Origin of the sequence: Enterobacter cloacae complex sp. IR5450 (assembly GCF_049238665.1) — a bacterium.
Classification (GTDB): domain Bacteria; phylum Pseudomonadota; class Gammaproteobacteria; order Enterobacterales; family Enterobacteriaceae; genus Enterobacter; species Enterobacter hormaechei_C.
The window spans coordinates 15381-40008 of sequence record NZ_JBMKIC010000008.1; the positions used below are offsets into that span (position 1 = coordinate 15381).

A 24628-nucleotide genomic window follows, 5' to 3' on the forward strand; every position below is an offset into this window, starting at 1 on the left:
AAGGTGAGCGTTATGCAACAGCAAAAGCCGCAAAAACCGCTGGAGGGGGCGCAACTGGTCATTATGACCATTGCGCTGTCGCTGGCGACATTCATGCAGGTGCTGGACTCCACCATCGCAAACGTGGCGATCCCTACGATCGCCGGGAACCTTGGCTCATCGCTGAGCCAGGGGACCTGGGTCATTACCTCGTTCGGGGTGGCGAACGCCATCTCCATTCCCATCACCGGCTGGCTGGCGAAACGCGTCGGTGAAGTGAAGCTGTTCCTTTGGTCGACGATCCTGTTCGTGTTGGCCTCCTGGGCCTGCGGCATGTCCAGTAGCCTGACGATGCTGATTTTCTTCCGCGTCATCCAGGGGATTGTCGCCGGGCCGTTGATTCCGCTGTCGCAGAGTTTGCTGCTGAACAACTATCCGCCCGCCAAACGCTCCATCGCGCTCGCGCTGTGGTCGATGACGGTGATCGTCGCTCCGATTTGCGGGCCAATCCTCGGCGGCTATATCAGCGATAACTATCACTGGGGCTGGATCTTCTTCATCAACGTGCCCATCGGTGCGCTGGTGGTACTGATGACGCTACAGTCTCTGCGTGGTCGCGAAACGCGGACCGAACAGCGGCGGATCGACGGCATCGGACTGGCACTGCTGGTTGTCGGCATCGGCAGCCTGCAAATCATGCTCGACCGCGGTAAAGAGCTGGACTGGTTCGCCTCTACGGAAATCATCGTACTGACGGTGGTCGCTGTGGTGGCCATCAGCTTCCTGATTGTCTGGGAGCTGACGGACGATAACCCGATAGTCGACCTCTCGTTGTTTAAATCGCGAAACTTCACCATCGGCTGCCTGTGTATCAGCCTCGCCTATATGCTCTACTTCGGCGCGATTGTTCTGCTGCCGCAGCTGTTGCAGGAGGTGTACGGCTATACCGCAACCTGGGCGGGGCTGGCCTCCGCGCCGGTGGGGTTAATTCCGGTTCTGCTGTCGCCGATTATTGGCCGTTTCGCCCATAAGCTCGACATGCGCAGGCTGGTGACGTTCAGCTTCATCATGTACGCCGTGTGCTTCTACTGGCGCGCGTATACGTTTGAACCGGGAATGGACTTTGGCGCCTCCGCGTGGCCACAGTTTATTCAGGGCTTCGCCGTAGCGTGCTTCTTCATGCCGCTAACCACCATTACGCTTTCCGGCTTGCCGCCTGAGCGGATGGCGGCGGCATCGAGCCTGTCGAACTTCACCCGTACGCTGGCGGGCTCCATCGGGACATCGATCACCACCACGCTGTGGACCAACCGGGAATCGATGCACCATGCTCAACTCACCGAAGCGGTGAACCCGTTCAACCCTAACGCTCAGCAGATGTATAGCCAGCTTGAGGGGATGGGGATGACGGAGCAGCAGGCGTCCGGCTGGCTTGCCCAGCAGATCACCAACCAGGGGCTGATTATCTCGGCAAACGAGATTTTCTGGATATCGGCAGGGATCTTTATCGTCCTGCTGGGGCTGGTGTGGTTTGCCAAACCACCGTTTGGGGCCGGTAGCGGGGGCGGTGGGGCGCATTAGCCCTCATTACAGGACGCCTTACCCGGCCTACGATCGTAGGCCCGGTAAGCGCAGCGCCACCGGGCAACTTCTACGGTTGTCCAAAACGCGACAGCGATTGTCAGTTCCGATAAAGCAGCGCGCCTGAAATCGATTCACGATAGTGAAAAGACAACAGGAGCGCACCATGCTGAACACACCCGCCGACAAATACCAGCCTTACCCCACCCTTTCGTTGCCCGACCGCCGCTGGCCGGAGCAGATTATCACCTGCGCCCCGCGTTGGCTCTCGACCGACTTACGCGACGGTAACCAGGCGCTGGCCGAGCCGATGGACAGCGCGCGCAAGCTGCAATTCTGGGATCTGCTGCTGACCTGCGGGTTTAAAGAAATAGAAGTCGCCTTCCCGTCCGCCTCGCAGACGGACTTTAATTTTGTACGTCAGCTGATTGAGGAGAACCGCATCCCGGATGACGTCACCATTCAGGTGTTAACGCAGGCGCGGGACGATCTTATCCATCGCACTTTCGACTCCCTGCGCGGCGCGAAGCAGGCCACCGTTCACATGTATAACGCTACCGCCCCGCTGTTCCGCCGTCTGGTATTCGGCATGGAGAAAGCGCAAATCGTCGAGCTGGCGACGCGCGCGACGCGCCTGATTCGTCAGCTGTGTGAAGAGAACCCTGACACCCGCTGGCAGTACGAATACTCCCCGGAAACCTTCTGCTTTACCGAACCGGAGTTTGCGCTGGAGATTTGTGAAGCCGTGGCGGAGATCTGGCAGCCGTGCGCGGCGCGTCCGATGATCGTCAACCTGCCCGCTACCGTCGAAGTGAGCACGCCGAACGTCTATGCTGACCAGATCGAGTATTTCTGCCGCCACTTCAGCCGCCGCAGTGACGTCTGTATCAGCGTACATCCGCATAACGATCGCGGAACGGGCGTCGCCAGCGCGGAGCTGGCCGTCATGGCCGGGGCTGACCGCGTGGAGGGCTGCCTGTTTGGCAACGGTGAGCGCACGGGCAACGTCTGCCTGGTGACGCTGGCGATGAACCTCTACAGCCAGGGCATTAGCCCGAATCTGGATTTCAGCGATATGAATCGGGTGGTTGAAACGGTAGAAACCTGCAACCAGCTGCCCGTCCATCCGCGCCATCCGTGGGCGGGTCGTCTGGCTTACACCGCCTTCTCCGGCTCGCACCAGGATGCCATCAAGAAAGGTTTCGATGCCCGTAAGCCTGGCGAACGTTGGGAGATGCCCTATCTGCCCGTCGACCCGCAGGATATTGGCTGTACCTATGAAGCGGTGATCCGCGTGAACAGCCAGTCAGGAAAAAGCGGAAGCGCCTGGCTTATTGAGCAAAACCACGGCCTGAAATTGCCTCGCGCCCTGCAACAGGATTTTAGCCAGCACGTGCAGCAGGAAACGGATAACCATGGAAAAGAGATGACGCAGAATGCGCTCTGGCAGCTGTTCCGCGCCCGTTACGGCCTGGTGGCGAGCCCGCCATTAGCGCTGCAATCGTACCGCAGCGACAGCCAGCAGGACGGCCAGCTGCGGCTGACGGCAAGCGTCGCCACGCATGGGGGCACCCGCCAGCTGGAAGGCCAGGGAAACGGTTTGCTCTCCGCCGCCGCTCACGGCTTAAGCCGCTGGATCAACGCGTCGTTTGTGATCAAGGATTATCACGAACATACGTTAGGCGAACGCAGCGACAGCCGCTCGGTGGCCTATATCCGCTGCCTGTTCCAGGATGGGACCAGCCGCTGGGGCGTGGGCATCGACAGCGACGTAGCACGCGCGTCGATTCAGGCGCTTTTTAACGCGGTCAGTCGTTCCTGAAGTAATCGCTGGGTGAGAGACCCATTACCCGGCGAAACATTGCCGTAAAGGCGCTGTGGCTGCCATACCCCAGATCCAGCGCCACGCGTAATACCGGCTGGCCCTGCGCCAGCCGCACTAAGGCTTCCAGCAGTCGCGCCCTTCTCACCCACTCGCCGTAGCTCAGGCCTGTCTGCTGCTGAAAATGACGGTTCAGCGTGCGTTCGCTCATCCCCACAATACCTGCGGCCTGGGCGCTGCTCCAGCTTTCTCCCGGGGCCATTCGAATCTGCTGGCAGAGATGGCGCAGCGCTTCGCTTTCCGGCTCGGGCAGGTGAAACGGCAGCACCGGCATGAGACGAATTTCATCGAGGATCAGCTCATAAACACGTTCATCGCGGCTTCCGGGTGCGTAAGATTCAGGAAGCGTAAGGGAGGTCAGGATCAGCTCGCGCAGCAGGGGCGAGATCTGCACGATCTGGCAGGTCGCCGGGAGATCGGCGCGCGCCAGCGGGTCGATAAACAGCGTGCGGGCGGCAACGTTGCCGGTGATGCGCAGGGCGTGCTGCGTACCCGCAGGTAGCCAGACGCCGCGACCGGGCGGCACCACCCAGCAGCCGGATGCGGTATCCACCCGCACGACGCCGGTGAGGCTGTGCAGGAGCTGCGCGCAGTCGTGCTGATGCCACGGCTCGCTGTCGCCATGAGCATAATCATGCGAAAACGGCACAAGCGGGCGATGGGTAAAGGAGAAGGTGGTGGTTGTCGTCATCAGGATTGTAGGCCCGGTCAGCGAAGCGCCACCGGGCATCCACAGGCACGATACTAAATGTGCAGTTCCTGAAGTTTTTCTTTTGGCAGGGCCAGCTCGTCGTTGCTGTTTACACGAACATCACGTTCGATGATATGACGGGCAATCTCCTGAGCTTCTTCCAGAGAGTGCATCTGGTAAGTGCCGCACTGGTAAACGTTCAGCTCAGGGATCTGGTTCTGCTCTTTCACCTTCAGCACGTCTTCCATCGCCGCTTTCCACGCATCCGCGACGCGTTTTTCTTCAGGCTGACCAATCAGGCTCATGTAGAAACCGGTGCGGCAGCCCATCGGAGAGATATCGATGATCTCCACGCCGTTGCCGTTCAGGTGGTCGCGCATGAATCCGGCGAACAGGTGTTCCAGCGTGTGAATGCCTTTCTCTGGCATCACTTCTTTATTCGGCACGCAGAAGCGCAGGTCGAAAACGGTGATCGTGTCGCCGTGCGGCGTGTTCATGGTCTTCGCCACGCGGACTGCTGGTGCTTCCATACGGGTATGGTCGACAGTAAAGCTATCTAATAACGGCATACGTCACCTCCGATAGTGATTTTTTTTAAAATAAACTGAACTCTTCTACAGAATGCGCGTCTGAGTATATGAAAGACGCGCATTTGTTATCATCATCCCTGAATTCAGAGATGTATATTTTGGCCACAGCGATGTGGCCTTTTTCTTTTGGTTCAGGCCTGCTTCGCCAGAAACGCCTCAAACGACTCAGTATCTGCCGCTTCGACCTCTTTCTGACGCACAACCGACGCATCGCGCTCTGCCACAAAATCCGCTTCGCTCAGGATCTCTAACGGCTCCTGCATCAGCATCTCACGGTACTCCGCTGAGAGTGAACGCCCTGTGCCACCATTTCCCTGCTCAATCATAGAACGCAGAATACGTGCTGAGAATGTCCGTTCCGGGTTATCAAAGCTTTCAACCAGTTCGTCGCAGACCTTCTGGTAAGCTTCGCCGCCGTACACGCTATCCAGCGTCTGGGCTACGCGCTTCAGGTCATGGAACAGATCCTTCCCTACCTTAGACAGTGGGAACTGAGCCGTTTCACAGCCAATACCTAACGTCAGGCCCGGCTTGCGCCCTTCCAGAATCACGCGATTCCAGTTGGCACGGGTACACAGCAGTTCGTCGGAACTCATTTCCGGCGCATCCGCCAGTACGCACCAGACCATAAACAGGTCAAGGAAACGAACCTGCTGCTCGTCAACGCCAATCGGTGAGAACGGGTTGATATCCAGCGAGCGCACTTCAATGTATTCGATCCCGCCGCGCTGTAGCGCATCCGACGGCGTTTCACCGCTGCGCGTCACGCGCTTCGGACGAATCGGCGCATACAGTTCATTTTCAATCTGCAACACGTTGGTGTTAATTTGCAGGCGTTTGCCGTCTTTTTCGAGGCCGATTTTTTCGTACTCTTCCGACGGGGTTTTTATCGCCCGCTTCAAGCCTGCCACATATTCGTGCAGATCGTTAAACGTAATTCCGAGATTGCTTTGCGATTTATTGGTATAGCCAAGGTCGCTCAGGCGCAGGGAGGTCGCGTATGGCAGGTAATACATGCCACTTTCGGTCTTCTCGAACGGTAGCGTGGTCGGTTTCCCTTGCAGGAACGATGAACAGATAGCCGGGGACGCGCCGAACAGATACGGAATAACCCAGCCAAAACGGTAGTAGTTGCGGATCAGGCGGAAGTAGCCCGCGGAGATCGCTTCTTTATCCGTTTCACCGCACTTCGCCTGCCAGAACGCCATCGGCAGAGAAAAGTTGTAGTGCACGCCAGAGATCGTCTGCATCAATGCGCCGTAGCGGTTTTTCAGTCCTTCGCGATACAGCGTTTTCAGCCGACCAATATTCGAGGTGCCGTACTGCGCCAGCTCGATATCCTGCCCCTGCTCGATATAGCACGGCATGCTGAGCGGCCACATACGCTCGTCGCCGAGGTTGCGGGCGGTGAAGCGATGCACGTCGCGCATGATCGTCAGCATATGATCAATATCACCGTCTACTGGCGTGATGAACTCCAGCAGCGCTTCGGCGAAATCGGTTGTGATCCATTTATGTGTCAGCGCCGAGCCTAACGCCTTCGGGTGTCCCGTAGTCGCTAAGCTACCATCCGCATTTACGCGCAGCGTTTCGCGCTCAAGCCCACGCTGAATCCCCTTCAGTGCCTGAGGGTGATTTTCCAGCCAGGCCAGCGCCTGTGATACGTCCGGGATCAATTTGACCTCCCGCCTGTCAAAAAATTGTCACTCAGCATAATTGTAATGGTTGACGATTGAAGGTCGCGAATTCATTCCACCAATTAGTGCCACCACGTCATACCCTGTAGTGTTACCCATGCCAGTAAAACATAGCGTAACGCCTTGCCAAGGCACAAAAAAAAGAGCACCGGTCCCCAGGAGATGCGCATCCATCCCGCCAGCAGACACAGTAAATCGCCTATTACAGGCATCCAGCTTAATAACAGCGTGGCAGCGCCATAGCGTTTTAGCCAGCCCACTGCCTTTTCCTGCCAGCGAGATTTTTCGCGTAGCGGAAAGAAACGTCCAAGAATAACGTTAGTCAGCCCTCCAAGGCTATTACCCATTGTTGCTATTAAGACCAGCAACCAGGGCTGACTTACGCCGGACAACAGCATCGCCACCAGCACCACTTCCGAATTCCCCGGTAAGAGGGTGGAGCTTAAAAAACTGCTGGCGAATAATGAAGCGAGTGACAGCGCGTCACTCACAGTAAGCGAACGTCCACCGCCGCCATTCCGGCATCACGCGCGGCCTGAATGCCAAAATCAGCATCTTCGAACACCACGCATTTTGCAGGTGGAACACCCATTAATTCTGCACAGAGCAGGAAGGTATCCGGTGCGGGTTTGTGATGTTTAACATGATCGGCGGCAACGACGGCAGAAAAATAGTGGCGCAGGCCAAGGTGGTTGAGTAGCGCTTCAGCAATCGCGCTCTCGCTGCCCGTACCGACAGACATAGGACGACGCCCGTGCCACTCCTTGACGACGTCAATGAGTGGTAAAGGCTGCACGGTGTCTAACAGTATGGCTTTTACCGCGTCGGTTTTTTCACGCGCGAGCTGATGAGGGTCGAGATCGGCCTGATTCAGCTCAATCACGGCCTGTGCGATACGCCAGGTGGGCGATCCGTTGAGGGCAATCATCGCCTGTAAATCGAAACGCATACCGTAACGGCCCAGGACTTCGGTCCAGGCCTGACGATGCGTGGGTTCGGTATCCAGGAGGGTGCCGTCCATATCGAAGATCAAACCGTCATACTGTGCGTACATCGTGCTCTCGCTAAACGATTAACAAAGCATTACTTTATCGTAAAAGGGGATTTTTGTCGCTGACAGAGAGCGTGATTGCTGACGAAACGTCGAAGGAATGAACAAAGAAGGAGAATATGGTGCATCCGGGAGGATTCGAACCTCCGACCGCTCGGTTCGTAGCCGAGTACTCTATCCAGCTGAGCTACGGATGCATCGGGATTTACTGTTGTACTTCTCGATACTCATATCACTTCAAAAGCAATATGAAGTAAAAAATGGTGCATCCGGGAGGATTCGAACCTCCGACCGCTCGGTTCGTAGCCGAGTACTCTATCCAGCTGAGCTACGGATGCATCGGGATTTACTACTGTACTGCTCGATATTCATATCACTTCGAAAGCAATATGAAGTAATAGATGGTGCATCCGGGAGGATTCGAACCTCCGACCGCTCGGTTCGTAGCCGAGTACTCTATCCAGCTGAGCTACGGATGCATCGGGATTTACTACTGTACTGCTCGATATTCATATCACTTCGAAAGCAATATGAAGTAATAGATGGTGCATCCGGGAGGATTCGAACCTCCGACCGCTCGGTTCGTAGCCGAGTACTCTATCCAGCTGAGCTACGGATGCAAAATGGCGGTGAGGCGGGGATTCGAACCCCGGATGCAGCTTTTGACCGCATACTCCCTTAGCAGGGGAGCGCCTTCAGCCTCTCGGCCACCTCACCACACAACGCCTCTTTCGAGTGCTTCGAGCAACTCGTTAAGAGCTTCTCGTCGCTGCGTGGCGCATATATTACTTTCTGGGACTTATAAGTCAAACAATTTTCCACATGCTTTTTTCGTTTGCACAATTCGCACGCAATTCGCATGTAAAAGCCGCAAAGAGAGTGTTTTATAAGCGGATTTTGCAGACATCTTCACAGAATTCTGTTGAGAGAAGCGCGTCTTTTGGATGAGATAAGATTATGAGAGTGGTCAAAAACGAAGCGTTTGAAATAGAACGGTAACTTTATGCAGGAAAAATAGCAGGAGGGTTGCGTCTCGCCCGACAGCGAGACGCGACAATATCAGTAACTGGACTGCTGGGATTTTTCAGCCTGGATACGCTGGTAGATCTCTTCACGGTGGACAGATACTTCTTTAGGAGCGTTAACACCAATACGTACCTGGTTACCCTTTACCCCTAAAACTGTCACGGTGACCTCATCCCCAATCATGAGGGTCTCACCAACTCGACGAGTCAGAATCAGCATTCTTTGCTCCTTGAAAGATTAAAAGAGTCGGGTCTCTTGTATCCCGGCATTATCCATCATATAACGCCAAAAAGTAAGCGATGACAAACACGTAAAGTGTAAGCAGTCACGGCATCACATTCTGTTAAACGTAAGTTTAGCCGATATACACAAACTCAACCTGACTTTATCGTTATCGATAGCGCAGTGAGCAAGACGCCATAACGTTACCGCTATGGCGTCTGCTTGTGCTTTGTAGTTATTACAGTTTCGCGCTTACCCAGCTTTCAACGCTGGCTAATGCCGCGGGAAGTGCCGCCGCATCCGTACCACCGGCTTGCGCCATGTCCGGACGACCGCCACCTTTGCCACCCACCTGCTGGGCGACCATGCCAATCAGTTCCCCTGCTTTGACACGATCCGTCACATCCTTAGAGACGCCCGCAATCAGAGAAACCTTACCCTCTGCGACCGTTGCCAGCACGATAACCGTCGAACCAAGCTGGTTCTTCAGATCGTCGACCATGGTACGCAGCATCTTAGGCTCAACGCCCGCCAGATCGCTGACCAGCAGTTTGACGCCCTTAATGTCTACCGCTTTGCTGGAGAGGTTTGCGCTCTCCTGCGCCGCAGCCTGTTCTTTCAGCTGCTGGAGTTCTTTTTCCAGCTGACGGGTACGATCCAGCGCGACACGCACTTTTTCGCCTAGGTTCTGGCTATCGCCTTTCAGCAGCTGCGCGATCTCGTGTAGCTGGTCGCTCTGCGCATGCAGGCTGGCAATTGCGCCTTCCCCGGTCACCGCCTCAATACGACGCACGCCTGCCGCCGTCCCCGACTCGGAAACGATGCGGAACAAGCCGATGTCACCGGTGCGGGATGCGTGAGTACCGCCACACAGTTCGGTAGAGAAGTCGCCCATGCTCAGCACGCGAACGCGGTCGTCATATTTCTCGCCAAACAGCGCCATCGCACCTTTCTTCTTCGCTGCCTCGAGATCCATGATGTGGGTTTCGATTGGCAGGTTACGGCGGATCTGGGCATTCACCAGGTCTTCCACCGCACGAATTTCAGATGGCTTCATCGCTTCAAAATGTGAGAAGTCGAAACGCAGCACTTTGTCATTAACCAGAGAACCTTTCTGTGCAACGTGCGTACCCAGCACTTCGCGCAGGGCTGCATGCATCAGGTGGGTTGCCGAGTGGTTCAGACGAATGCGCGCGCGGCGAGCTTCGTCAACGTTGGCCTGAACGCCCTCGCCCACTTTCAGAGAACCGGAAACCAGTTTGCCCTGGTGACCAATCGCCTGACCGTATTTCTGGGTATCGCTTACGCTGAAGCTGAAGCCATTGCCTTTCAGTTCGCCTTTATCGCCAACCTGACCGCCCGATTCCGCATAGAACGGCGTTTTATCCAGGATAACAACCGCGTCCTGACCCGCGCTAATGCTGTCTACGGCTTTACCGTCAACAAACAGCGCGGTCACCTTGCTGGTCAGGGCCAGCTCTTCGTAGCCTTTAAATTCAGACGCGCTATCAACGCGGATCATCGCGTTGTAGTCTGCGCCAAAACCGCTGGATTCACGCGCACGACGACGCTGCTCTTCCATTGCGGCTTCAAAGCCTGCTTCGTCAACTTTGATGTTGCGCTCGCGGCAAACGTCCGCCGTCAGGTCAACCGGGAAGCCGTAGGTGTCGTACAGGCGGAAAGCGGTTTCGCCATCCAGCGTGTCGCCCTTGAGTTTCGCCAGCTCGTCGTCCAGCAGCGCCAGACCGCGCTCCAGCGTACGGGCAAACTGCTCTTCTTCGGTTTTCAGAACCTGTTCAACCTGCGCCTGCTGGCGTTTCAGCTCGTCGCCGGCAGAGCCCATCACGCCAATCAGTGGCCCAACGAGTTTATAGAAGAAGGTGTCCTTCGCGCCCAGCATGTTGCCATGGCGGATCGCACGACGAATGATACGACGCAGCACATAGCCACGGTTTTCATTTGACGGGATAACGCCGTCAGCAATCAGGAACGCACAGGAACGAATATGGTCTGCGATAACGCGCAGTGATTTGTTGCTCAGATCGGTTGCGCCCGTTACCTCAGCAACGGCTTTGATCAGGGTGCTGAACAGGTCAATCTCATAGTTGGAGTTAACGTGTTGCAGAACGGCCGCGATACGCTCAAGGCCCATACCGGTATCTACGGACGGTTTTGGCAGCGGCTCCATGGTGCCGTCGGCCTGACGGTTGAACTGCATGAAGACGATGTTCCAGATCTCAATATAGCGATCGCCATCTTCTTCCGCGCTTCCCGGAGGGCCGCCCCAGATGTGGTCGCCATGATCGTAGAAGATCTCGGTGCACGGACCGCAAGGGCCGGTGTCGCCCATCTGCCAGAAGTTATCAGACGCGTAAGGCGCGCCTTTGTTGTCACCGATACGGATGATACGTTCGCGAGGGATACCCACTTCTTTTTCCCAGATGTCGAACGCTTCGTCATCGGTCTCATACACGGTCACCCACAGACGCTCTTTCGGCAGATTGAACCAGTTTTCACCGGTCAGCAGTTCCCACGCGTATTGAATGGCGTCGTGTTTGAAGTAGTCGCCGAAGCTGAAGTTACCCAGCATTTCGAAGAAGGTGTGGTGGCGCGCGGTGTAACCGACGTTTTCCAGATCGTTGTGTTTACCGCCCGCACGCACGCAACGCTGTGAGGTTGTGGCGCGGGAATAATTACGCTTGTCGAGACCAAGGAACACATCCTTGAACTGGTTCATCCCGGCGTTGGTAAACAGCAGAGTCGGGTCATTGTTCGGTACCAGGGAGCTGCTGGCAACAACCTGGTGTCCCTTACTATGGAAAAAATCGAGAAACGCCTGACGGATCTCAGCGGTGCTCTTGCTCATAATTATCCTGAAATCAAGCTAACGAAATGTCGCAGCAGATCTGTATCTGTAAACAGTTGGACGGACCAGCTACTGGAAAAAGTGGGAATAAGATAAGTTTTCTTTAGTGGGAAGTAAAATCCCGCATGCGTTCAATCGGTAAAATTACGCCAGATATCCTGAATATCTTCCATCAGGAAGCCGCGGTAGAGCAAAAAGCGCTGGATTTTAACTTTTTCTGAAAATTCACGCGGCAGCGGCTCACCGTACTTTCGTACCGCCTGCTCACGCGCCAGTTCGCACCAGTCAATTTCACTTTCGCGCATGGCTTTTTCAATCGATTCACGGGCTACGCCTTTCTGGTTCAGCTCCTGGCGGATACGCGCTGGCCCATAGCCTTTACGACCACGGCTGGCAAGAAAGCGAGCGGCAAAACGGCCGTCATCCAGATAGTGATGCTCGTAGCACCAGGCAACCACGCGGTCATAATCTTCCGCGGTGGCATCAATGTCTTCCGGACCGTTTTTGCTCATGACGGGCGCTGACAGTTTCCGCCGCAGCTCCTGTTCGCTATGGTCACGCACGGCAAGAATACGCACGGCCCGATCCAGCAAGCGTGAGTAGGCTGGTCGGCGTGATGTCGGTTCACTCATAAAAAACCTGTCGATTCAGAAATGCAAAAAGGGCCGCATCAGCAGCCCTTCATTTTTATCCGAGAGGATTAAAAGTCTTCGTTGGTTTCTTCAGCATCCGCGCCGTCGACCACGAAATCAGGTTTAGAGTCCTGGTTGTTCAGCAGGAGTTCACGCACCTTCTTCTCAATCTCTTTCGCCGCCGCCGGGTTCTCTTTCAGCCAGGAGATAGCATTCGCTTTACCCTGACCAATCTTGTCACCGTTGTAGCTGTACCATGCGCCCGCTTTTTCAATCAGCTTCTCTTTCACGCCCAGGTCAACCAGCTCGCCGAGGAAGTTGATACCTTCGCCGTAGAGGATCTGGAACTCAGCCTGTTTGAACGGTGCTGCGATTTTGTTCTTCACAACCTTCACGCGAGTTTCGCTACCGACTACGTTATCCCCCTCTTTCACCGCGCCGATACGGCGGATATCCAGACGGACAGAAGCGTAGAATTTCAGAGCGTTACCGCCGGTGGTAGTTTCCGGGTTACCGAACATTACACCAATTTTCATACGGATCTGGTTGATGAAGATCAGCAGCGTATTGGACTGCTTCAGGTTACCCGCCAGCTTACGCATCGCCTGGCTCATCATACGTGCCGCGAGGCCCATGTGAGAGTCACCGATTTCACCTTCAATTTCCGCTTTTGGCGTCAGCGCCGCAACGGAGTCGACGATGATCACATCAACCGCACCTGAGCGCGCCAGCGCGTCACAAATTTCCAGTGCCTGCTCGCCGGTGTCCGGCTGGGAGCACAGCAGGTTGTCGATATCAACGCCCAGTTTACGGGCATAGACCGGGTCCAGCGCGTGCTCGGCATCGATAAACGCACAGGTTTTACCTTCGCGCTGTGCCGCCGCAACAACCTGCAACGTCAGGGTGGTTTTACCCGAGGATTCCGGACCGTAGATTTCTACGATACGGCCCATCGGCAAACCGCCAGCGCCCAGTGCGATATCAAGAGAAAGCGAACCAGTGGAGATAGTTTCCACATCCATGGAACGGTCTTCACCCAGGCGCATGATGGAGCCTTTACCGAATTGCTTTTCGATCTGGCCCAGTGCTGCCGCCAACGCTTTCTGTTTGTTTTCGTCGATAGCCATTATTACTCCTGTCATGCCGGGAGAAGCAACTGCGCTTCACCATGGACTTCTGTTCTGTTGAGGCAATTATACTGTATAGTCATACAGTATCAAGTATTTTGTAGAAATTGTTGCCAGAGCGTTTTTAACGCGTATTCCGTTGCCTGACGACGCACGCTTTCGCGATCGCCGCTGAAGCATTCCCGGCGGGTGATCCCTTCACCTTTTGAGGTGGCAAAGCCAAACCAGACGGTGCCGACAGGCTTCACGTCGCTGCCGCCGTCCGGCCCCGCGATACCGCTGATGGAGATAGCGTAATCTGCGCGCGCCTCTTTCAGCGCGCCAATCGCCATCTCGATCACCACCGGTTCGCTGACCGCGCCATGCTGCTCAAGCGTAGCTTCACGCACGCCAATCATCTGCGCTTTAGCCTCGTTACTGTAGGTCACAAAGCCGCGTTCAAACCAGGCGGAACTGCCAGCAATATCGGTAATTGCTTTCGCCACCCAGCCGCCGGTGCAGGATTCTGCGGTCGTGAGAGTCGCGCCGCGCTGTTTCAGCGCCAGCCCCACCACTTCGCTTAACTGCATCAATTCATGGTCAGTCATTCTCGCTCCAGGCCTTAGAAAAACATGCAGCACAAGATAGCACTTTCTCATCAAATATGGGGATGCGCGTCGGGTTTTACGAGGGGGCTTCAGAAAAAAGCCGATGCGGGCGCACCGGCCAGAGAGACGCTTATTTCATGCTGTTAGCGAGGGTGTCCACATTGTGGCGAAACGCCTTGACGTAGGTGTCCGCCACGCCGCCCTTCGCGGACAGCGCTTCCGGGTAAAGTTCACCGCCCGGCTGGGCGCCCGTGGCGGTCGCAATCTGCTTCACCAGGCGCGGGTCAAGCTGGTTTTCCATGAACCAGGTTTTCACGCCGTCAGCTTTAATCTGGTTGATGATCTCCGCTACCTGCGCCGCGCTGGCTTCACTCTCAGACGACAGCCCCTGCGGCGCCATAAACATCACGCCGTAGGCGCGGCTGAAATAGCCGAAGGCGTCGTGGCTGGTCAGCACTTTGCGCTTCGCCTGTGGAATGTCGCTGAAACGCTTTTTAGCCCAACCGTCCAGCTGAGAGAGCTGCGCAATATAGGGTTTACCGGTAGCTTCAAGCGCCGCCGTATCTTCAGGATCGGCCTTCACCAGCCCTGAGAGAATATTTTGCGCATACAGCGCGCCGTTCGCCGCGCTGTTCCACGCGTGCGGATCGGTCACGGTTTTACCGTCCTCTTCCAGCGTGTGCGTTTTCACGCCGTCTGAAGCAACTACCAGCTGGCCTTTGAATCCGGAGGCTTTCACCAGACGGTCGAGCCAACCCTCCAGCCCCAGCCCATTGACCACCACCACGTCAGCTTTACTCAGCGCCGCGCTGTCTTTGGGCGAGGGTTCGAAAGTATGGGGATCACCGTCTGGCCCCACCAGCGTCGTCACCTTCACACGATCGCCGCCAACCTGCTGCGTGATGTCTCCCAGGATGGAAAAGCTGGTCACCACATTAAGCGTTTTCGCCATTACGCCGTGCGTCATCATGCCGAGCGCGAGCGCCACGGCTAACCCTGTACGTTTCATCGTTTCCCCTTGCGTTAAAAAAGCGCCCGCAGGCTATCCGCCAGCCTGCTGCGCGTGCCAAATAAAACTGAAATAAAGAACAATGCGCTGGCGGTCAGCACAATGGAGGGCCCGGCGGGCAGACTCACTGCCCAGGAAAGACTTAAGCCCAGCCACGCGCAAAAAATACCGCTGATACCCGCCATCAAAAGTAACCCTGGCAGTGTGCGCACCCAGCAGCGTGCCGCCACGGCGGGTAACATCATCAGCCCGACGGCCATCAACGTGCCGAGTACCTGAAAACCGGCCACCAGGTTGAGCACCAGCAGCGCCAGAAACAGACCGTGTAACATCCCGGGCAGCCAGCGCGCGTTCACCTGCAACCACGCAGTATCGAACGCTTCACTGACCAGCCCACGATAAAAAATCGCCAGCGTGAGGAGCGTGAACATGCAGACCCCCGTCACGAACAGGGCTGACGCGCTATCCACGGCGAGAATGGAGCCAAACAGAAGATGAAGCAGATCGACATTTGAACCGCGCAGCGACACCAGCGTGACGCCCAGCGCCAGGGAACCCAGGTAAAACCCCGCGAAGCTGGCATCTTCTTTAAGAGGTGTACGGCGGCTGACCAGCCCGGCCACCAGCGCAACGGCGATACCGGCAATAAACCCGCCGACAGTCATTGCCAGCAGCGACATTCCGCTGAGCAGATAGCCCACCGCGACACCCGGCAAAATGGCGTGAGAAAGGGCGTCCCCCATCAGGCTCATCCGACGCAGCTGAAGGAATACACCCAGCGCAGTGGTGCTGACGGAGAGCGCCAGGCAAACCACCAGCGCGCGCCGCATAAAGCCGTACTCAATAAACGGCTGGAAGAAGAGATGCCAGATCATGCCACCCTCACCCGCTCGGTTTTCCAGTGCGGCGTATCAGCGTCCAGCCGCAATGTTTGTGGGAAGTGGCGCGAGACGCGTTCGCTGTCGTGCAGTACCGCCAGCAGAGTCTGCCCCTGCATATACATCTCCAGCATCAGATCCATCAGCACGTTGCAGGTCGCTTCATCGACGCCAGTGAAGGGTTCGTCCAGCATCACCAGCGGTGCCTGCTGCACTAAAACGCGGGCAAACAGCATGCGCTGGAATTGCCCGCCGGAAAGTTCATCAATAGTGGAGAACGCCATGGACTCCAGCCCCACGCGCTCCAGCGCGCCGGCAATGCGCATGCGGGCATCCCGACGAAAACCGGCAAACAGAGAGATTGCTGGCCAGCAGCCCATGCTCACCACGTCCTGCACGGTCAGAGGAAATTGCGCCTCCAGCGCGTGACGCTGCGCCAGCCAGCCCACCACCGGACGTCTCCCCTGCCAGCGAAACGTACCGCTGACGGGCGGAATAAAGCCAGCGAGCGTTTTCAGCAGCGTGGATTTGCCGCAGCCGTTGGCCCCGACGATGGCGGTCATGCTCCCGCGTTCAATCACGCCGGACAGCGCGCGCGTAACGGGCTGGCGATCGTAACCCGCCACCAGGTCGTTCATCACAATCATGGCAACGCCACCGCCCAGCGCACGGCCAGGCCGAGAAACAGAATGAGCACCAGCGCCAGCAGCAGCCGAAGCGAGGATGAGAGAGAAAACAGGGACATGGATATCTCAATTAAATAATGTTATAACATAACAATAATGAAAGGCGATTGAGATGTAAACGGCGGGAGTTAAATGGGAGTGTGGCGAAATGTTTCTGCGGGAAACAGGTGCGGGCGGGTGCCCTCACCCCAGCCCTCTCCCACAGGGAGAGGGAGGCATAAGGGGACTTACTGGCTAAACGGTGACGCTGCTGGCACACGCGCCTGAGACACCGCCAGCCCCAGCTGCCACACCGCCATCGCATAGTGCGTGCTGTGGTTGTAGCGGGTAATGGTGTAGAAGTTCGGCAGCCCGAACCAGTACTGATAACCGGTTCCGACATCCAGGCGCAGCAGGCTCACCTGGTCAACATTGCCCAGCGGCTGAGACGGCGTTAAGCCTGCCGCTGCCAGCTGCGCCACGCTGTATTTGGTTTTAAATCCGTTTTCCAGACCAAACGCTTCGCCGTTCGCCTGTACCGCCACCTGGCCGCCCGGCGTCCAGCCATGCGCTTTGAAGTAGTTGGCCACGCTGCCAATAGCGTCTTCGGGATCCCACAGGTTGATGTGACCATCCCCGTTAAAATCTACCGCGTACTGCTTATAGGAGGACGGCATAAACTGGCCGTAGCCCATCGCACCGGCGAACGACCCTTTCAGATCTAACGGATCGTCCTGTTCGTCTCGCGCCATCAGCAGGAAGGTTTCCAGCTCGGAAGAGAAATACTCCGCGCGACGCGGGTAGTTGAAGGAGAGCGTCGCCAGCGCATCGAGGATGCGGGTTTTACCCATAATGCGTCCCCAGCGGGTCTCAACCCCAATAATACCGACGATGATCTCCGGCGGCACGCCATAGACCTGCCACGCGCGGTTCAGGGCGTCTTCATACTGATTCCAGAACACCACGCCATTTTGCACGTTGTCCGGGGTAATAAACTGTTTGCGATAACGCAGCCACGCCCCGTTTGGCCCGGTCGGCACCTGGGCCGTCGGCGCCTGCCTGTCCATCAGGCGCAGCACGTAGTCCAGACGCTTCGCCTGAGACAAAATGGCATGCAGCTGCTGGCGATCAAAACCGTGCTTGCTCACCATTTTATCGATGAACTGTTCGGCCGCAGGGTTATTCGCGAAGTCGCCTCCCATCTGCATCATATTGTGCTGCGGCTCCAGCAGGAATCCTCCGGAAGGCGCGCCCGCCGTTGGCTGAACGGCTTCGGTCTTGGGTTTGCTACTACAGGCGGACAGGAGAATAAGCGCAGGCAACAGCGCTGCATAACGACGCTTGAACATGTGGCATCCATTTAACGAGTTCGGTAAGAACCCAGTATGGTAAAGCATCCCCAACTCCTCAAGGAAGCGGTACGCACCTCCCCAACGCAAATCCGTGCCTTTTTCCACCAAAAATTATTCACCTCACCAATAAACTTTCAAAATAATACATTTTTCTTTCATTGTGAGATCTAACTAACACTTTAAAACCTTTCAAAGTGATTATTATTAGCCGCAGATAGACAAAAACAAACGCCCTACAGGAGAGAAGAATGATAGAAACCATCACCCATGGCGCCGAGTGGTTCATCGGGCTGTTTCAGAAAGGCGGAGAAGTGTTCACTGGCATGGTGACCGGGATCCTGCCCCTGCTGATCAGCCTGCTGGTGATCATGAACGCGCTGATTAACTTTATCGGCCAGCAGCGCATCGAGCGCTTCGCCCAGCGCTGCGCCGGAAACCCGCTGTCCCGCTACCTGATACTGCCCTTTATCGGCACCTTCGTGTTCTGCAACCCGATGACCTTAAGCCTCGGCCGCTTTATGCCAGAGAAGTACAAGCCGAGCTATTACGCCGCCGCCTCCTACAGCTGCCATTCCATGAACGGCCTGTTCCCGCACATCAACCCCGGCGAACTGTTTGTCTATCTCGGGATCGCCAGCGGCCTGACCACGCTTGGCCTGCCGCTCGGCCCGCTGGCGGTGAGCTACCTGCTGGTCGGTCTGGTGACCAACTTCTTCCGCGGCTGGGTGACTGACCTCACCACCGCCATTTTCGAGAAAAAAATGGGCATCCAGCTTGAACAGAAAGTCCATCTTTCAGGAGCCACAGCATGAACCGGATCCGCATTGAGAAAGGCACGGGCGGCTGGGGCGGCCCGCTGGAGTTCGACGCCACCGAAGGCAAAAAGATTGTGTACATCACCGCGGGCACGCGCCCGGCGATCGTCGACAAGTTGCGCGATCTGACCGGCTGGGAAGCGGTCGACGGCTTCAAGGAAGGCGAACCGCCGGAAGCGGAAATCGGCGTGGCGGTGATCGACTGCGGCGGCACGCTGCGCTGCGGCATCTATCCGAAGCGCCGCATTCCGACGGTAAATATTCACTCCACCGGGAAATCCGGCCCGCTGGCTCAGTACATCGTTGAAGATATTTATGTGTCAGGCGTGAAGGAAGACAACATCACGCTGGTGAATGGCACATCTGCGCCGCAAAAAGCGGCCCCGCGCGAGTACGACACCAGCAAAAAAATCACCGAGCAGAGCGATGGCCTGCTGGCGAAGGTCGGGATGGGGATGGGGTCCGCCGTGGCGGTGCTGTTCCAGTCCGGGCGCGACACCATCGACACGGTGCTGAAGACCATTCTGCCGTTTATGGCATTCGTCTCGGCGCTGATCGGCATCATCATGGCCTCAGGCCTGGGCGACTGGATTGCCCACGGCCTCGCCCCGCTTGCCAGCCACCCGCTCGGCCTGGTGACGCTGGCGCTGATCTGCTCCTTCCCGCTGCTGTCGCCGTTCCTCGGCCCGGGCGCGGTGATTGCTCAGGTTATCGGCGTGCTGATTGGCGTGCAGATTGGTCTGGGGAATATTCCTCCGCACCTCGCCCTGCCCGCCCTGTTTGCCATTAACGCCCAGGCAGCGTGCGACTTTATCCCCGTGGGGCTGTCGCTGGCGGAAGCACGCCAGGAGACCGTGCGCGTGGGCGTGCCGTCCGTGCTGGTCAGCCGCTTCCTGACGGGCGCGCCGACGGTGCTGATTGCCTGGTTTGTTTCCGGCTTTATTTATCAATAAGAGGTGCCTGCCATGACTGTGATTTACCAGACCACCATTACCCGCATCGGCCAGAGCGCGGCGGATGCGCTGAGCGACCAGATGCTGATCACCTTCCGCGAAGGCGCCCCGGCAGATATCGAAGAGTTTTGCTTTATCCACTGCCACGGCGAGCTGAACGGCGAGCTAAAGGCAGGGAGCCAGCTACAGCTGGGCGAGGCGCGCTATGCCGTGACCGCCGTCGGCGACGTCGCCGAGCAAAACCTGCGCGAGCTGGGGCATATCACCCTACGTTTCGACGGCCAGCCGCAGGCGGAGTATCCCGGTACGGTTCACGTAGTGGGCCCGGTTCCGCAGGCTGTCACCCCAGGCTGCACGTTAAAATTTATTTCGTAATAAAGGAGAGACACATGAGTCAGGTTGCCGTTGTCATTGGTGGGGGACAAACCTTAGGCGAGTTCCTCTGCCATGGGCTTGCCGCAGAGGGCTACCGCGTGGCGGTCGTGGATATTCAGAGTGAGAAAGCCGCCCGCGTAGCGGACGCCATCAACACCGAGTTTGGCGAAGGGATGGCGTACGGATTTGGTGCCGACGCCACCAGCGAGCAGAGCGTGATGGCGCTGGCCCGCGGCGTGGACGAGATATTTGGGCGTATCGACCTGCTGGTCTACAGCGCGGGGATCGCGAAAGCGGCGTTTATCAGCGATTTCGAGCTGGGGGATTTTGACCGCTCGTTGCAGGTGAATCTGGTGGGCTATTTCCTCTGCGCCCGCGAATTTTCCCGTCTGATGATCCGCGACGGTATTCAGGGTCGCATCATTCAGATCAACTCAAAATCGGGGAAAGTGGGCAGCAAGCACAACTCCGGCTACAGCGCGGCGAAGTTTGGCGGCGTCGGGCTGACACAGTCTTTGGCGCTGGATCTGGCCGAATACGGCATTACCGTTCACGCGCTGATGCTGGGTAACCTGCTGAAATCCCCGATGTTCCAGTCCCTGCTGCCGCAGTACGCCGCCAAACTTGGCATCAAAGCTGAAGAAGTGGAACAGTACTACATCGACAAAGTGCCGCTCAAGCGCGGGTGCGACTATCAGGACGTGCTGAACATGCTGCTGTTTTACGCCAGCCCGAAAGCCTCGTACTGCACCGGACAGTCGATTAACGTCACCGGTGGGCAGGTGATGTTCTGATCGAGCAGGGTGATGCCCTCACCCTCCCCCTCTCCCACCGGGAGAGGGAATATAACAAGGAGCCGATATGGTAACCGCACTCATCACCGTCGCCGCCCTCGCCTGGATCTGCCAGATGGCGTTTGGCGGCTGGCAGATCTACCAGTTTAACCGCGCCTTTGATGCGTTGTGTCAGAAGGGACGCGTCGGCGTCGGGCGTTCCGGGGGGCGCTTTAAGCCGCGCGTGGTGGTTGCCGTTGCGCTGGATGAACACAACCGGGTGAGCGATTCCCTCATCATGCGCGGCGTAACGGTGTTTGCCCGTCCGACCAAAATTCAGGCGATCAACGGCATTTCGCTGCATGAATTACAACCTGATGTGATCTTCCCCCATGATTCACTCTGTCAGAATGCACTATCATTAGCGCTTAATCTGAAACATGGATAATTTCGTTGTGAAAGTTATAAACTTGCGGAATTATCATTTCGCAACGTAAGGAACGAAGCGCCTATGAAACCACGTCAGCGGCAGGCGGCCATACTTGATCATCTGCAAAAGCAGGGAAAGTGCTCGGTAGAGGATCTGGCCCACTACTTTGACACCACCGGCACGACAATACGCAAGGACCTGGTGTTGCTCGAAAACTCCGGCGCCGTCATTCGTACCTACGGCGGCGTGGTGCTCAATAAAGACGAAGCCGACCCGCCTATCGACCACAAAACGCTGATCAATACTCACCAGAAAGCGCTGATTGCCGAAGCCGCCGTCAAATTTATCCATGACGGCGATTCCATTATCCTCGACGCAGGCAGTACTGTCCTACAGATGATCCCGCTGCTCAGCCGCTTTAATAACATCACCGTGATGACCAACAGCCTGCACATCGTCAATGCCCTGTCAGAGTTCGACAGCGAGCAGACCATCCTGATGCCCGGTGGCACCTTCCGTAAAAAATCGGCGTCGTTTCACGGGCAGCTGGCGGAGAACGCCTTCGACCACTTCAGCTTCGATAAACTGTTTATGGGTACCGACGGCATCGACCTGAACGCGGGCGTCACGACGTTTAACGAGGTGTTCAGCGTCAGTAAAGCCATGTGCAACGCCGCGCGGGAAGTGATTTTGATGGCAGACTCGTCGAAGTTTGGCCGCAAAAGCCCCAACATTGTCTGTAGCCTTGAAAGCGTCGACAAGCTGATTACCGACGCGGGTATCGACCCGGCGTTCAAAAAAGCGCTGGAAGAAAAAGGCATCGACGTGATCGTAACCGGAGAGAGAGATGAGTGATTTTCTGTTAGAAACGGGCCGCCAGACGCTGATGCTGGAGCTGCAGGAAGCCAGCCGCCTGCCGGAACGTCTGGGCGAGGATTTTGTCCGCGCGGCCAACACCATTATCCACTGCGAAGGCAAAGTGATCGTGGCGGGCATCGGTAAATCCGGCCATATCGGCAAAAAGATTGCCGCGACGCTGGCCAGCACCGGCACCCCGGCCTTCTTCGTGCACCCTGCCGAAGCGCTGCACGGCGATCTGGGAATGATTGAGAGCCGCGATGTGATGCTGTTTATCTCCTACTCCGGTTCGGCGAAAGAGCTGGATCTCATTATTCCACGCCTGCAGGAAAAATCGGTGGCCCTGTTAGCGATGACCGGCAAATCCCGATCGCCGCTGGCGCTGGCCGCGAAAGCAACGCTGGATATTTCCGTTGAGCGCGAAGCCTGTCCGATGCACCTGGCACCGACCTCCAGCACCGTCAACACCCTGATGATGGGCGACGCGCTGGCAATGGCGGTGATGCAGGCGCGCGGTTTTAATGAGGAAGATTTCGCCCGCTCCCATCCTGCGGGCGCGCTTGGGGCACGTCTGCTCAACAAGGTTCACCACCTGATGCGCACCGACGATGCCATTCCTCAGGTCAAACTCGACACCAGCGTGATGGACGCCATGCTGGAGCTGAGCCGCACCGGGCTGGGGCTGGTTGCGGTATGCGACAATGACCGCCAGGTGCAGGGCGTCTTCACCGACGGCGACCTGCGCCGCTGGCTGGTGGGCGGCGGCAAGCTGGAGGCGCGGGTATCCGAAGCAATGACCCAGGGCGGACTGACGCTGAATGCCGACAGCCGCGCCATTGAAGCCAAAGAGGTGCTGATGAAGCGCAAAATCACCGCCGCGCCGGTGGTGGACGAGCACGGCAGGCTGTGCGGCGCGATCAACCTGCAAGACTTCTACCAGGCGGGGATTATTTAACCCTTCAGCCCCAGACGTTTCGCCAGCCTGTGGAGGTTGGCGACGTCCATCTCCAGCGCCCGCGCGCACGCCGCCCAGCTGCGGTTATTCTGCTCCAGCGCGCGGGTGATCATCTGACGCTGGAACGCATTCGTCGCCTCGCGCAGGTTTTCGTTCACGCTCTCAGGTATCACCGGCTTCACGGACGGCGTCGTTTCCTCATGCAGCGCGAAATGGCGCGCATGAATTACCACTTCATCCCCCGAACGCGTAGCCCGCGCCAGCACCACCGCGCGGTGAATCGCATGTTCCAGTTCACGCACGTTACCTGGCCAGCCGTAGCTCAGCAGGTGCGTCCTCGCACCGGGGCTTAGCACCACGCGGGAAAGCCCCATTTTGAGCCGACACTGTTCGCAGAAAAAGCCCGCCAGCAGCACCACATCCTCGCCCCGCTCGCGCAGCGGCGGCACCGTGAGCGGGAACACGCTCAGACGGTGGAACAGATCGGCGCGGAAATTCCCCGCCAGCACCTCTTCGCGCAGATCGCGGTTCGTCGCCGCCAGCACGCGCACATCCACGCGTAAGCTGCGATCGTCTCCCACACGTTGAATATCGCCATACTGCAACACCCGCAGCAGTTTGGCCTGGAGCGAAAGGGAGAGTTCGCCAATTTCATCGAGGAACAGCGTGCCGTTATCGGCCATTTCGAACTTGCCGCTGCGGTTGCTGATCGCCCCGGTAAAGGCCCCTTTGACGTGTCCGAACAGCTCGCTTTCCGCCACGCTTTCCGGCAGCGCCGCGCAGTTGAGATAGACCAGCGGATTCACCGCACGGGGCGAGGCTTCGTGGATCGCTTTCGCCACCAGCTCTTTACCGGTGCCGGTCTCTCCGAAGATCAGCACGTTCAAATCAGACGCGGCGACAATCTCAATCTCTTTTTTGAGCTGCGCCATGCCTGGCGAAAGGCCGATCATTTCGGTGTGTGCCACCTGCTCAAACGCCGTCGGGCTACCCGGAAGAATATTCTGGCTCTCCAGCTGCTCTATCAGCAGGGCGTTGTTCAGCGCCCCGGCCGCCAGCGCAGCAATCAGCCGTAGCTCTTCGTCGCTGAAGGTATCGAACTGATCCGGCGACATGCCGTCGAGGGTTAACGCACCAATCAGGTTCTGCCCGGCAAACAGCGGCAGGCCGATACAGGCGTGCACCTTCAGGCTCTCCTGCCCGGGGATCAGGCCGTCGTAAGGGTCGGGCAGATCGCTGTCCGCCGGGAAACGCACCACGTCACCCGCACGGGCGATGGTTTCCAGACGCGGGTGGCCCTCCAGGGTAAAGCGCCGCCCGAGTACGTCCTTCGCCAGACCGTCGATAGCCAGCGGAATAAACTGCCGCCCTTCGTAACGCAGCAGCGCCGAGGCATCGCAATCCAGCACGTGACGCAACGTGGAGATCAGCCGCTGAAAGCGGTCCTGATGACCAATACCGGTTTGCAGTTCTATAGCGATCTTCGCCAGCACATCTACGGAAAAGCTCATCTCTGCCTCACTGTCATTTTGACAATACATAGTGTCATATTGACAATTTTTAAGATAGTCAAAATGACTACCTATTTGGGAGCATCAAAATATAAATCCATTATTTTCAATAAGTTAAAAAGT

At 57.1% G+C, this 24628-nt stretch carries 24 protein-coding genes and 5 tRNA genes; 9 read left to right on the forward strand and 20 right to left on the reverse strand.

Annotated elements, in window-relative coordinates; translation table 11 throughout:
- The first annotated feature begins 12 nt into the window (after window positions 1–12).
- Together emrB and leuA are read left to right on the forward strand one after the other, a co-directional pair.
- A complete protein-coding gene (gene emrB, locus ACOTYB_RS08785; protein ID WP_006811709.1) occupies window positions 13–1560 on the forward strand; it encodes a multidrug efflux MFS transporter permease subunit EmrB in 1548 nt (515 codons plus the stop codon).
- Window positions 1561–1726: 166 nt separating this feature from the next.
- Window positions 1727–3382: a 2-isopropylmalate synthase gene (leuA, locus tag ACOTYB_RS08790; RefSeq protein ID WP_213782162.1), complete on the forward strand. Its 1656-nt coding sequence runs from the start codon at window positions 1727–1729 to the stop codon at window positions 3380–3382.
- Here leuA and ACOTYB_RS08795 read toward each other — a convergent pair.
- The 19 genes from ACOTYB_RS08795 to mltB all read right to left on the reverse strand — a co-directional run bounded on the left by ACOTYB_RS08795 (window position 3369) and on the right by mltB (window position 17832).
- The gene (locus ACOTYB_RS08795; protein WP_003862181.1) at window positions 3369–4133 is read right to left on the reverse strand and encodes an AraC family transcriptional regulator; all 765 of its coding nucleotides are present in this window, start codon (window positions 4131–4133) and stop codon (window positions 3369–3371) included. The two genes, leuA and ACOTYB_RS08795, sit on opposite strands and share 14 nt — an antisense overlap.
- Before the next feature lie 53 nt (window positions 4134–4186).
- On the reverse strand, window positions 4187–4702 hold the full coding sequence (luxS, locus tag ACOTYB_RS08800) for an S-ribosylhomocysteine lyase (protein WP_003862180.1): 516 nt from the start codon (window positions 4700–4702) through the stop codon (window positions 4187–4189).
- A 152-nt stretch (window positions 4703–4854) separates the two neighbouring features.
- Window positions 4855–6399, reverse strand: a complete 1545-nt coding sequence (gshA, locus tag ACOTYB_RS08805; RefSeq protein WP_045343766.1) for a glutamate--cysteine ligase — start codon at window positions 6397–6399, stop codon at window positions 4855–4857.
- Between the two features lie 83 nt (window positions 6400–6482).
- Complete coding sequence (locus ACOTYB_RS08810; protein ID WP_017692791.1) at window positions 6483–6911, reverse strand: YqaA family protein; 429 nt, start codon at window positions 6909–6911, stop codon at window positions 6483–6485.
- On the reverse strand, window positions 6908–7474 hold the full coding sequence (yqaB, locus tag ACOTYB_RS08815; protein ID WP_015571665.1) for a fructose-1-phosphate/6-phosphogluconate phosphatase: 567 nt from the start codon (window positions 7472–7474) through the stop codon (window positions 6908–6910). The genes ACOTYB_RS08810 and yqaB overlap by 4 nt, the downstream gene beginning before the upstream one ends.
- Before the next feature lie 117 nt (window positions 7475–7591).
- Window positions 7592–7668, reverse strand: a tRNA-Arg gene (locus tag ACOTYB_RS08820).
- A gap of 64 nt (window positions 7669–7732) precedes the next feature.
- A tRNA-Arg gene (locus tag ACOTYB_RS08825) sits at window positions 7733–7809 on the reverse strand.
- A 64-nt stretch (window positions 7810–7873) separates the two neighbouring features.
- Window positions 7874–7950 (reverse strand) — tRNA-Arg (locus tag ACOTYB_RS08830).
- Between the two features lie 64 nt (window positions 7951–8014).
- Window positions 8015–8091, reverse strand: a tRNA-Arg gene (locus ACOTYB_RS08835).
- 4 nt (window positions 8092–8095) lie between these two features.
- A tRNA-Ser gene (locus ACOTYB_RS08840) sits at window positions 8096–8188 on the reverse strand.
- Between the two features lie 342 nt (window positions 8189–8530).
- Window positions 8531–8716 carry a carbon storage regulator CsrA gene (csrA, locus tag ACOTYB_RS08845; RefSeq protein WP_000906486.1) on the reverse strand — a complete coding sequence of 62 codons (186 nt, stop codon included), beginning with the start codon at window positions 8714–8716 and terminating at the stop codon, window positions 8531–8533.
- A gap of 241 nt (window positions 8717–8957) precedes the next feature.
- Complete coding sequence (gene alaS / locus ACOTYB_RS08850) at window positions 8958–11585, reverse strand: alanine--tRNA ligase (protein WP_045897690.1); 2628 nt, start codon at window positions 11583–11585, stop codon at window positions 8958–8960.
- Window positions 11586–11716: 131 nt separating this feature from the next.
- Window positions 11717–12217, reverse strand: a complete 501-nt coding sequence (recX, locus tag ACOTYB_RS08855; protein WP_017382782.1) for a recombination regulator RecX — start codon at window positions 12215–12217, stop codon at window positions 11717–11719.
- Between the two features lie 68 nt (window positions 12218–12285).
- Entirely contained in the window at window positions 12286–13344 is a 1059-nt protein-coding gene (gene recA, locus ACOTYB_RS08860) for a recombinase RecA (protein WP_015571667.1), read from the reverse strand.
- A gap of 89 nt (window positions 13345–13433) precedes the next feature.
- A complete protein-coding gene (pncC, locus tag ACOTYB_RS08865) occupies window positions 13434–13931 on the reverse strand; it encodes a nicotinamide-nucleotide amidase (protein ID WP_003862172.1) in 498 nt (165 codons plus the stop codon).
- A gap of 130 nt (window positions 13932–14061) precedes the next feature.
- Complete coding sequence (locus tag ACOTYB_RS08870) at window positions 14062–14940, reverse strand: metal ABC transporter substrate-binding protein (protein ID WP_023314712.1); 879 nt, start codon at window positions 14938–14940, stop codon at window positions 14062–14064.
- 14 nt (window positions 14941–14954) lie between these two features.
- Window positions 14955–15815, reverse strand: coding sequence for a metal ABC transporter permease (locus ACOTYB_RS08875; RefSeq protein ID WP_015571669.1), 861 nt, complete (start codon window positions 15813–15815; stop codon window positions 14955–14957).
- Entirely contained in the window at window positions 15812–16465 is a 654-nt protein-coding gene (locus tag ACOTYB_RS08880) for a metal ABC transporter ATP-binding protein (protein WP_023323655.1), read from the reverse strand. Before ACOTYB_RS08880 ends, ACOTYB_RS08875 begins: the two co-directional genes overlap by 4 nt.
- 266 nt (window positions 16466–16731) lie before the next feature.
- Window positions 16732–17832, reverse strand: a complete 1101-nt coding sequence (mltB, locus tag ACOTYB_RS08885) for a lytic murein transglycosylase B (protein ID WP_057979986.1) — start codon at window positions 17830–17832, stop codon at window positions 16732–16734.
- Between the two features lie 251 nt (window positions 17833–18083).
- Here mltB and srlA point away from each other — a divergent pair, with 251 nt between their 5' ends.
- The 7 genes from srlA to gutQ all read left to right on the forward strand — a co-directional run bounded on the left by srlA (window position 18084) and on the right by gutQ (window position 22994).
- Window positions 18084–18647: a PTS glucitol/sorbitol transporter subunit IIC gene (srlA, locus tag ACOTYB_RS08890; RefSeq protein ID WP_003862164.1), complete on the forward strand. Its 564-nt coding sequence runs from the start codon at window positions 18084–18086 to the stop codon at window positions 18645–18647.
- On the forward strand, window positions 18644–19603 hold the full coding sequence (gene srlE / locus ACOTYB_RS08895) for a PTS glucitol/sorbitol transporter subunit IIB (protein ID WP_045331261.1): 960 nt from the start codon (window positions 18644–18646) through the stop codon (window positions 19601–19603). The genes srlA and srlE overlap by 4 nt, the downstream gene beginning before the upstream one ends.
- Before the next feature lie 12 nt (window positions 19604–19615).
- On the forward strand, window positions 19616–19978 hold the full coding sequence (gene srlB, locus ACOTYB_RS08900; RefSeq protein WP_022651730.1) for a PTS glucitol/sorbitol transporter subunit IIA: 363 nt from the start codon (window positions 19616–19618) through the stop codon (window positions 19976–19978).
- A 14-nt stretch (window positions 19979–19992) separates the two neighbouring features.
- Complete coding sequence (srlD, locus tag ACOTYB_RS08905) at window positions 19993–20772, forward strand: sorbitol-6-phosphate dehydrogenase (protein ID WP_003862162.1); 780 nt, start codon at window positions 19993–19995, stop codon at window positions 20770–20772.
- A gap of 67 nt (window positions 20773–20839) precedes the next feature.
- Complete coding sequence (gutM, locus tag ACOTYB_RS08910; protein WP_023323656.1) at window positions 20840–21199, forward strand: transcriptional regulator GutM; 360 nt, start codon at window positions 20840–20842, stop codon at window positions 21197–21199.
- 63 nt (window positions 21200–21262) lie between these two features.
- A complete protein-coding gene (gene srlR / locus ACOTYB_RS08915) occupies window positions 21263–22036 on the forward strand; it encodes a glucitol operon DNA-binding transcriptional repressor SrlR (RefSeq protein WP_045350941.1) in 774 nt (257 codons plus the stop codon).
- Entirely contained in the window at window positions 22029–22994 is a 966-nt protein-coding gene (gene gutQ / locus ACOTYB_RS08920) for an arabinose-5-phosphate isomerase GutQ (protein WP_045350942.1), read from the forward strand. Before srlR ends, gutQ begins: the two co-directional genes overlap by 8 nt.
- On the opposite strand, the gene norR is transcribed toward gutQ, so the two are convergent.
- Window positions 22991–24505: a nitric oxide reductase transcriptional regulator NorR gene (gene norR, locus ACOTYB_RS08925; RefSeq protein ID WP_032610014.1), complete on the reverse strand. Its 1515-nt coding sequence runs from the start codon at window positions 24503–24505 to the stop codon at window positions 22991–22993. The genes gutQ and norR overlap by 4 nt on opposite strands.
- Between the last annotated feature and the right edge of the window lie 123 nt (window positions 24506–24628).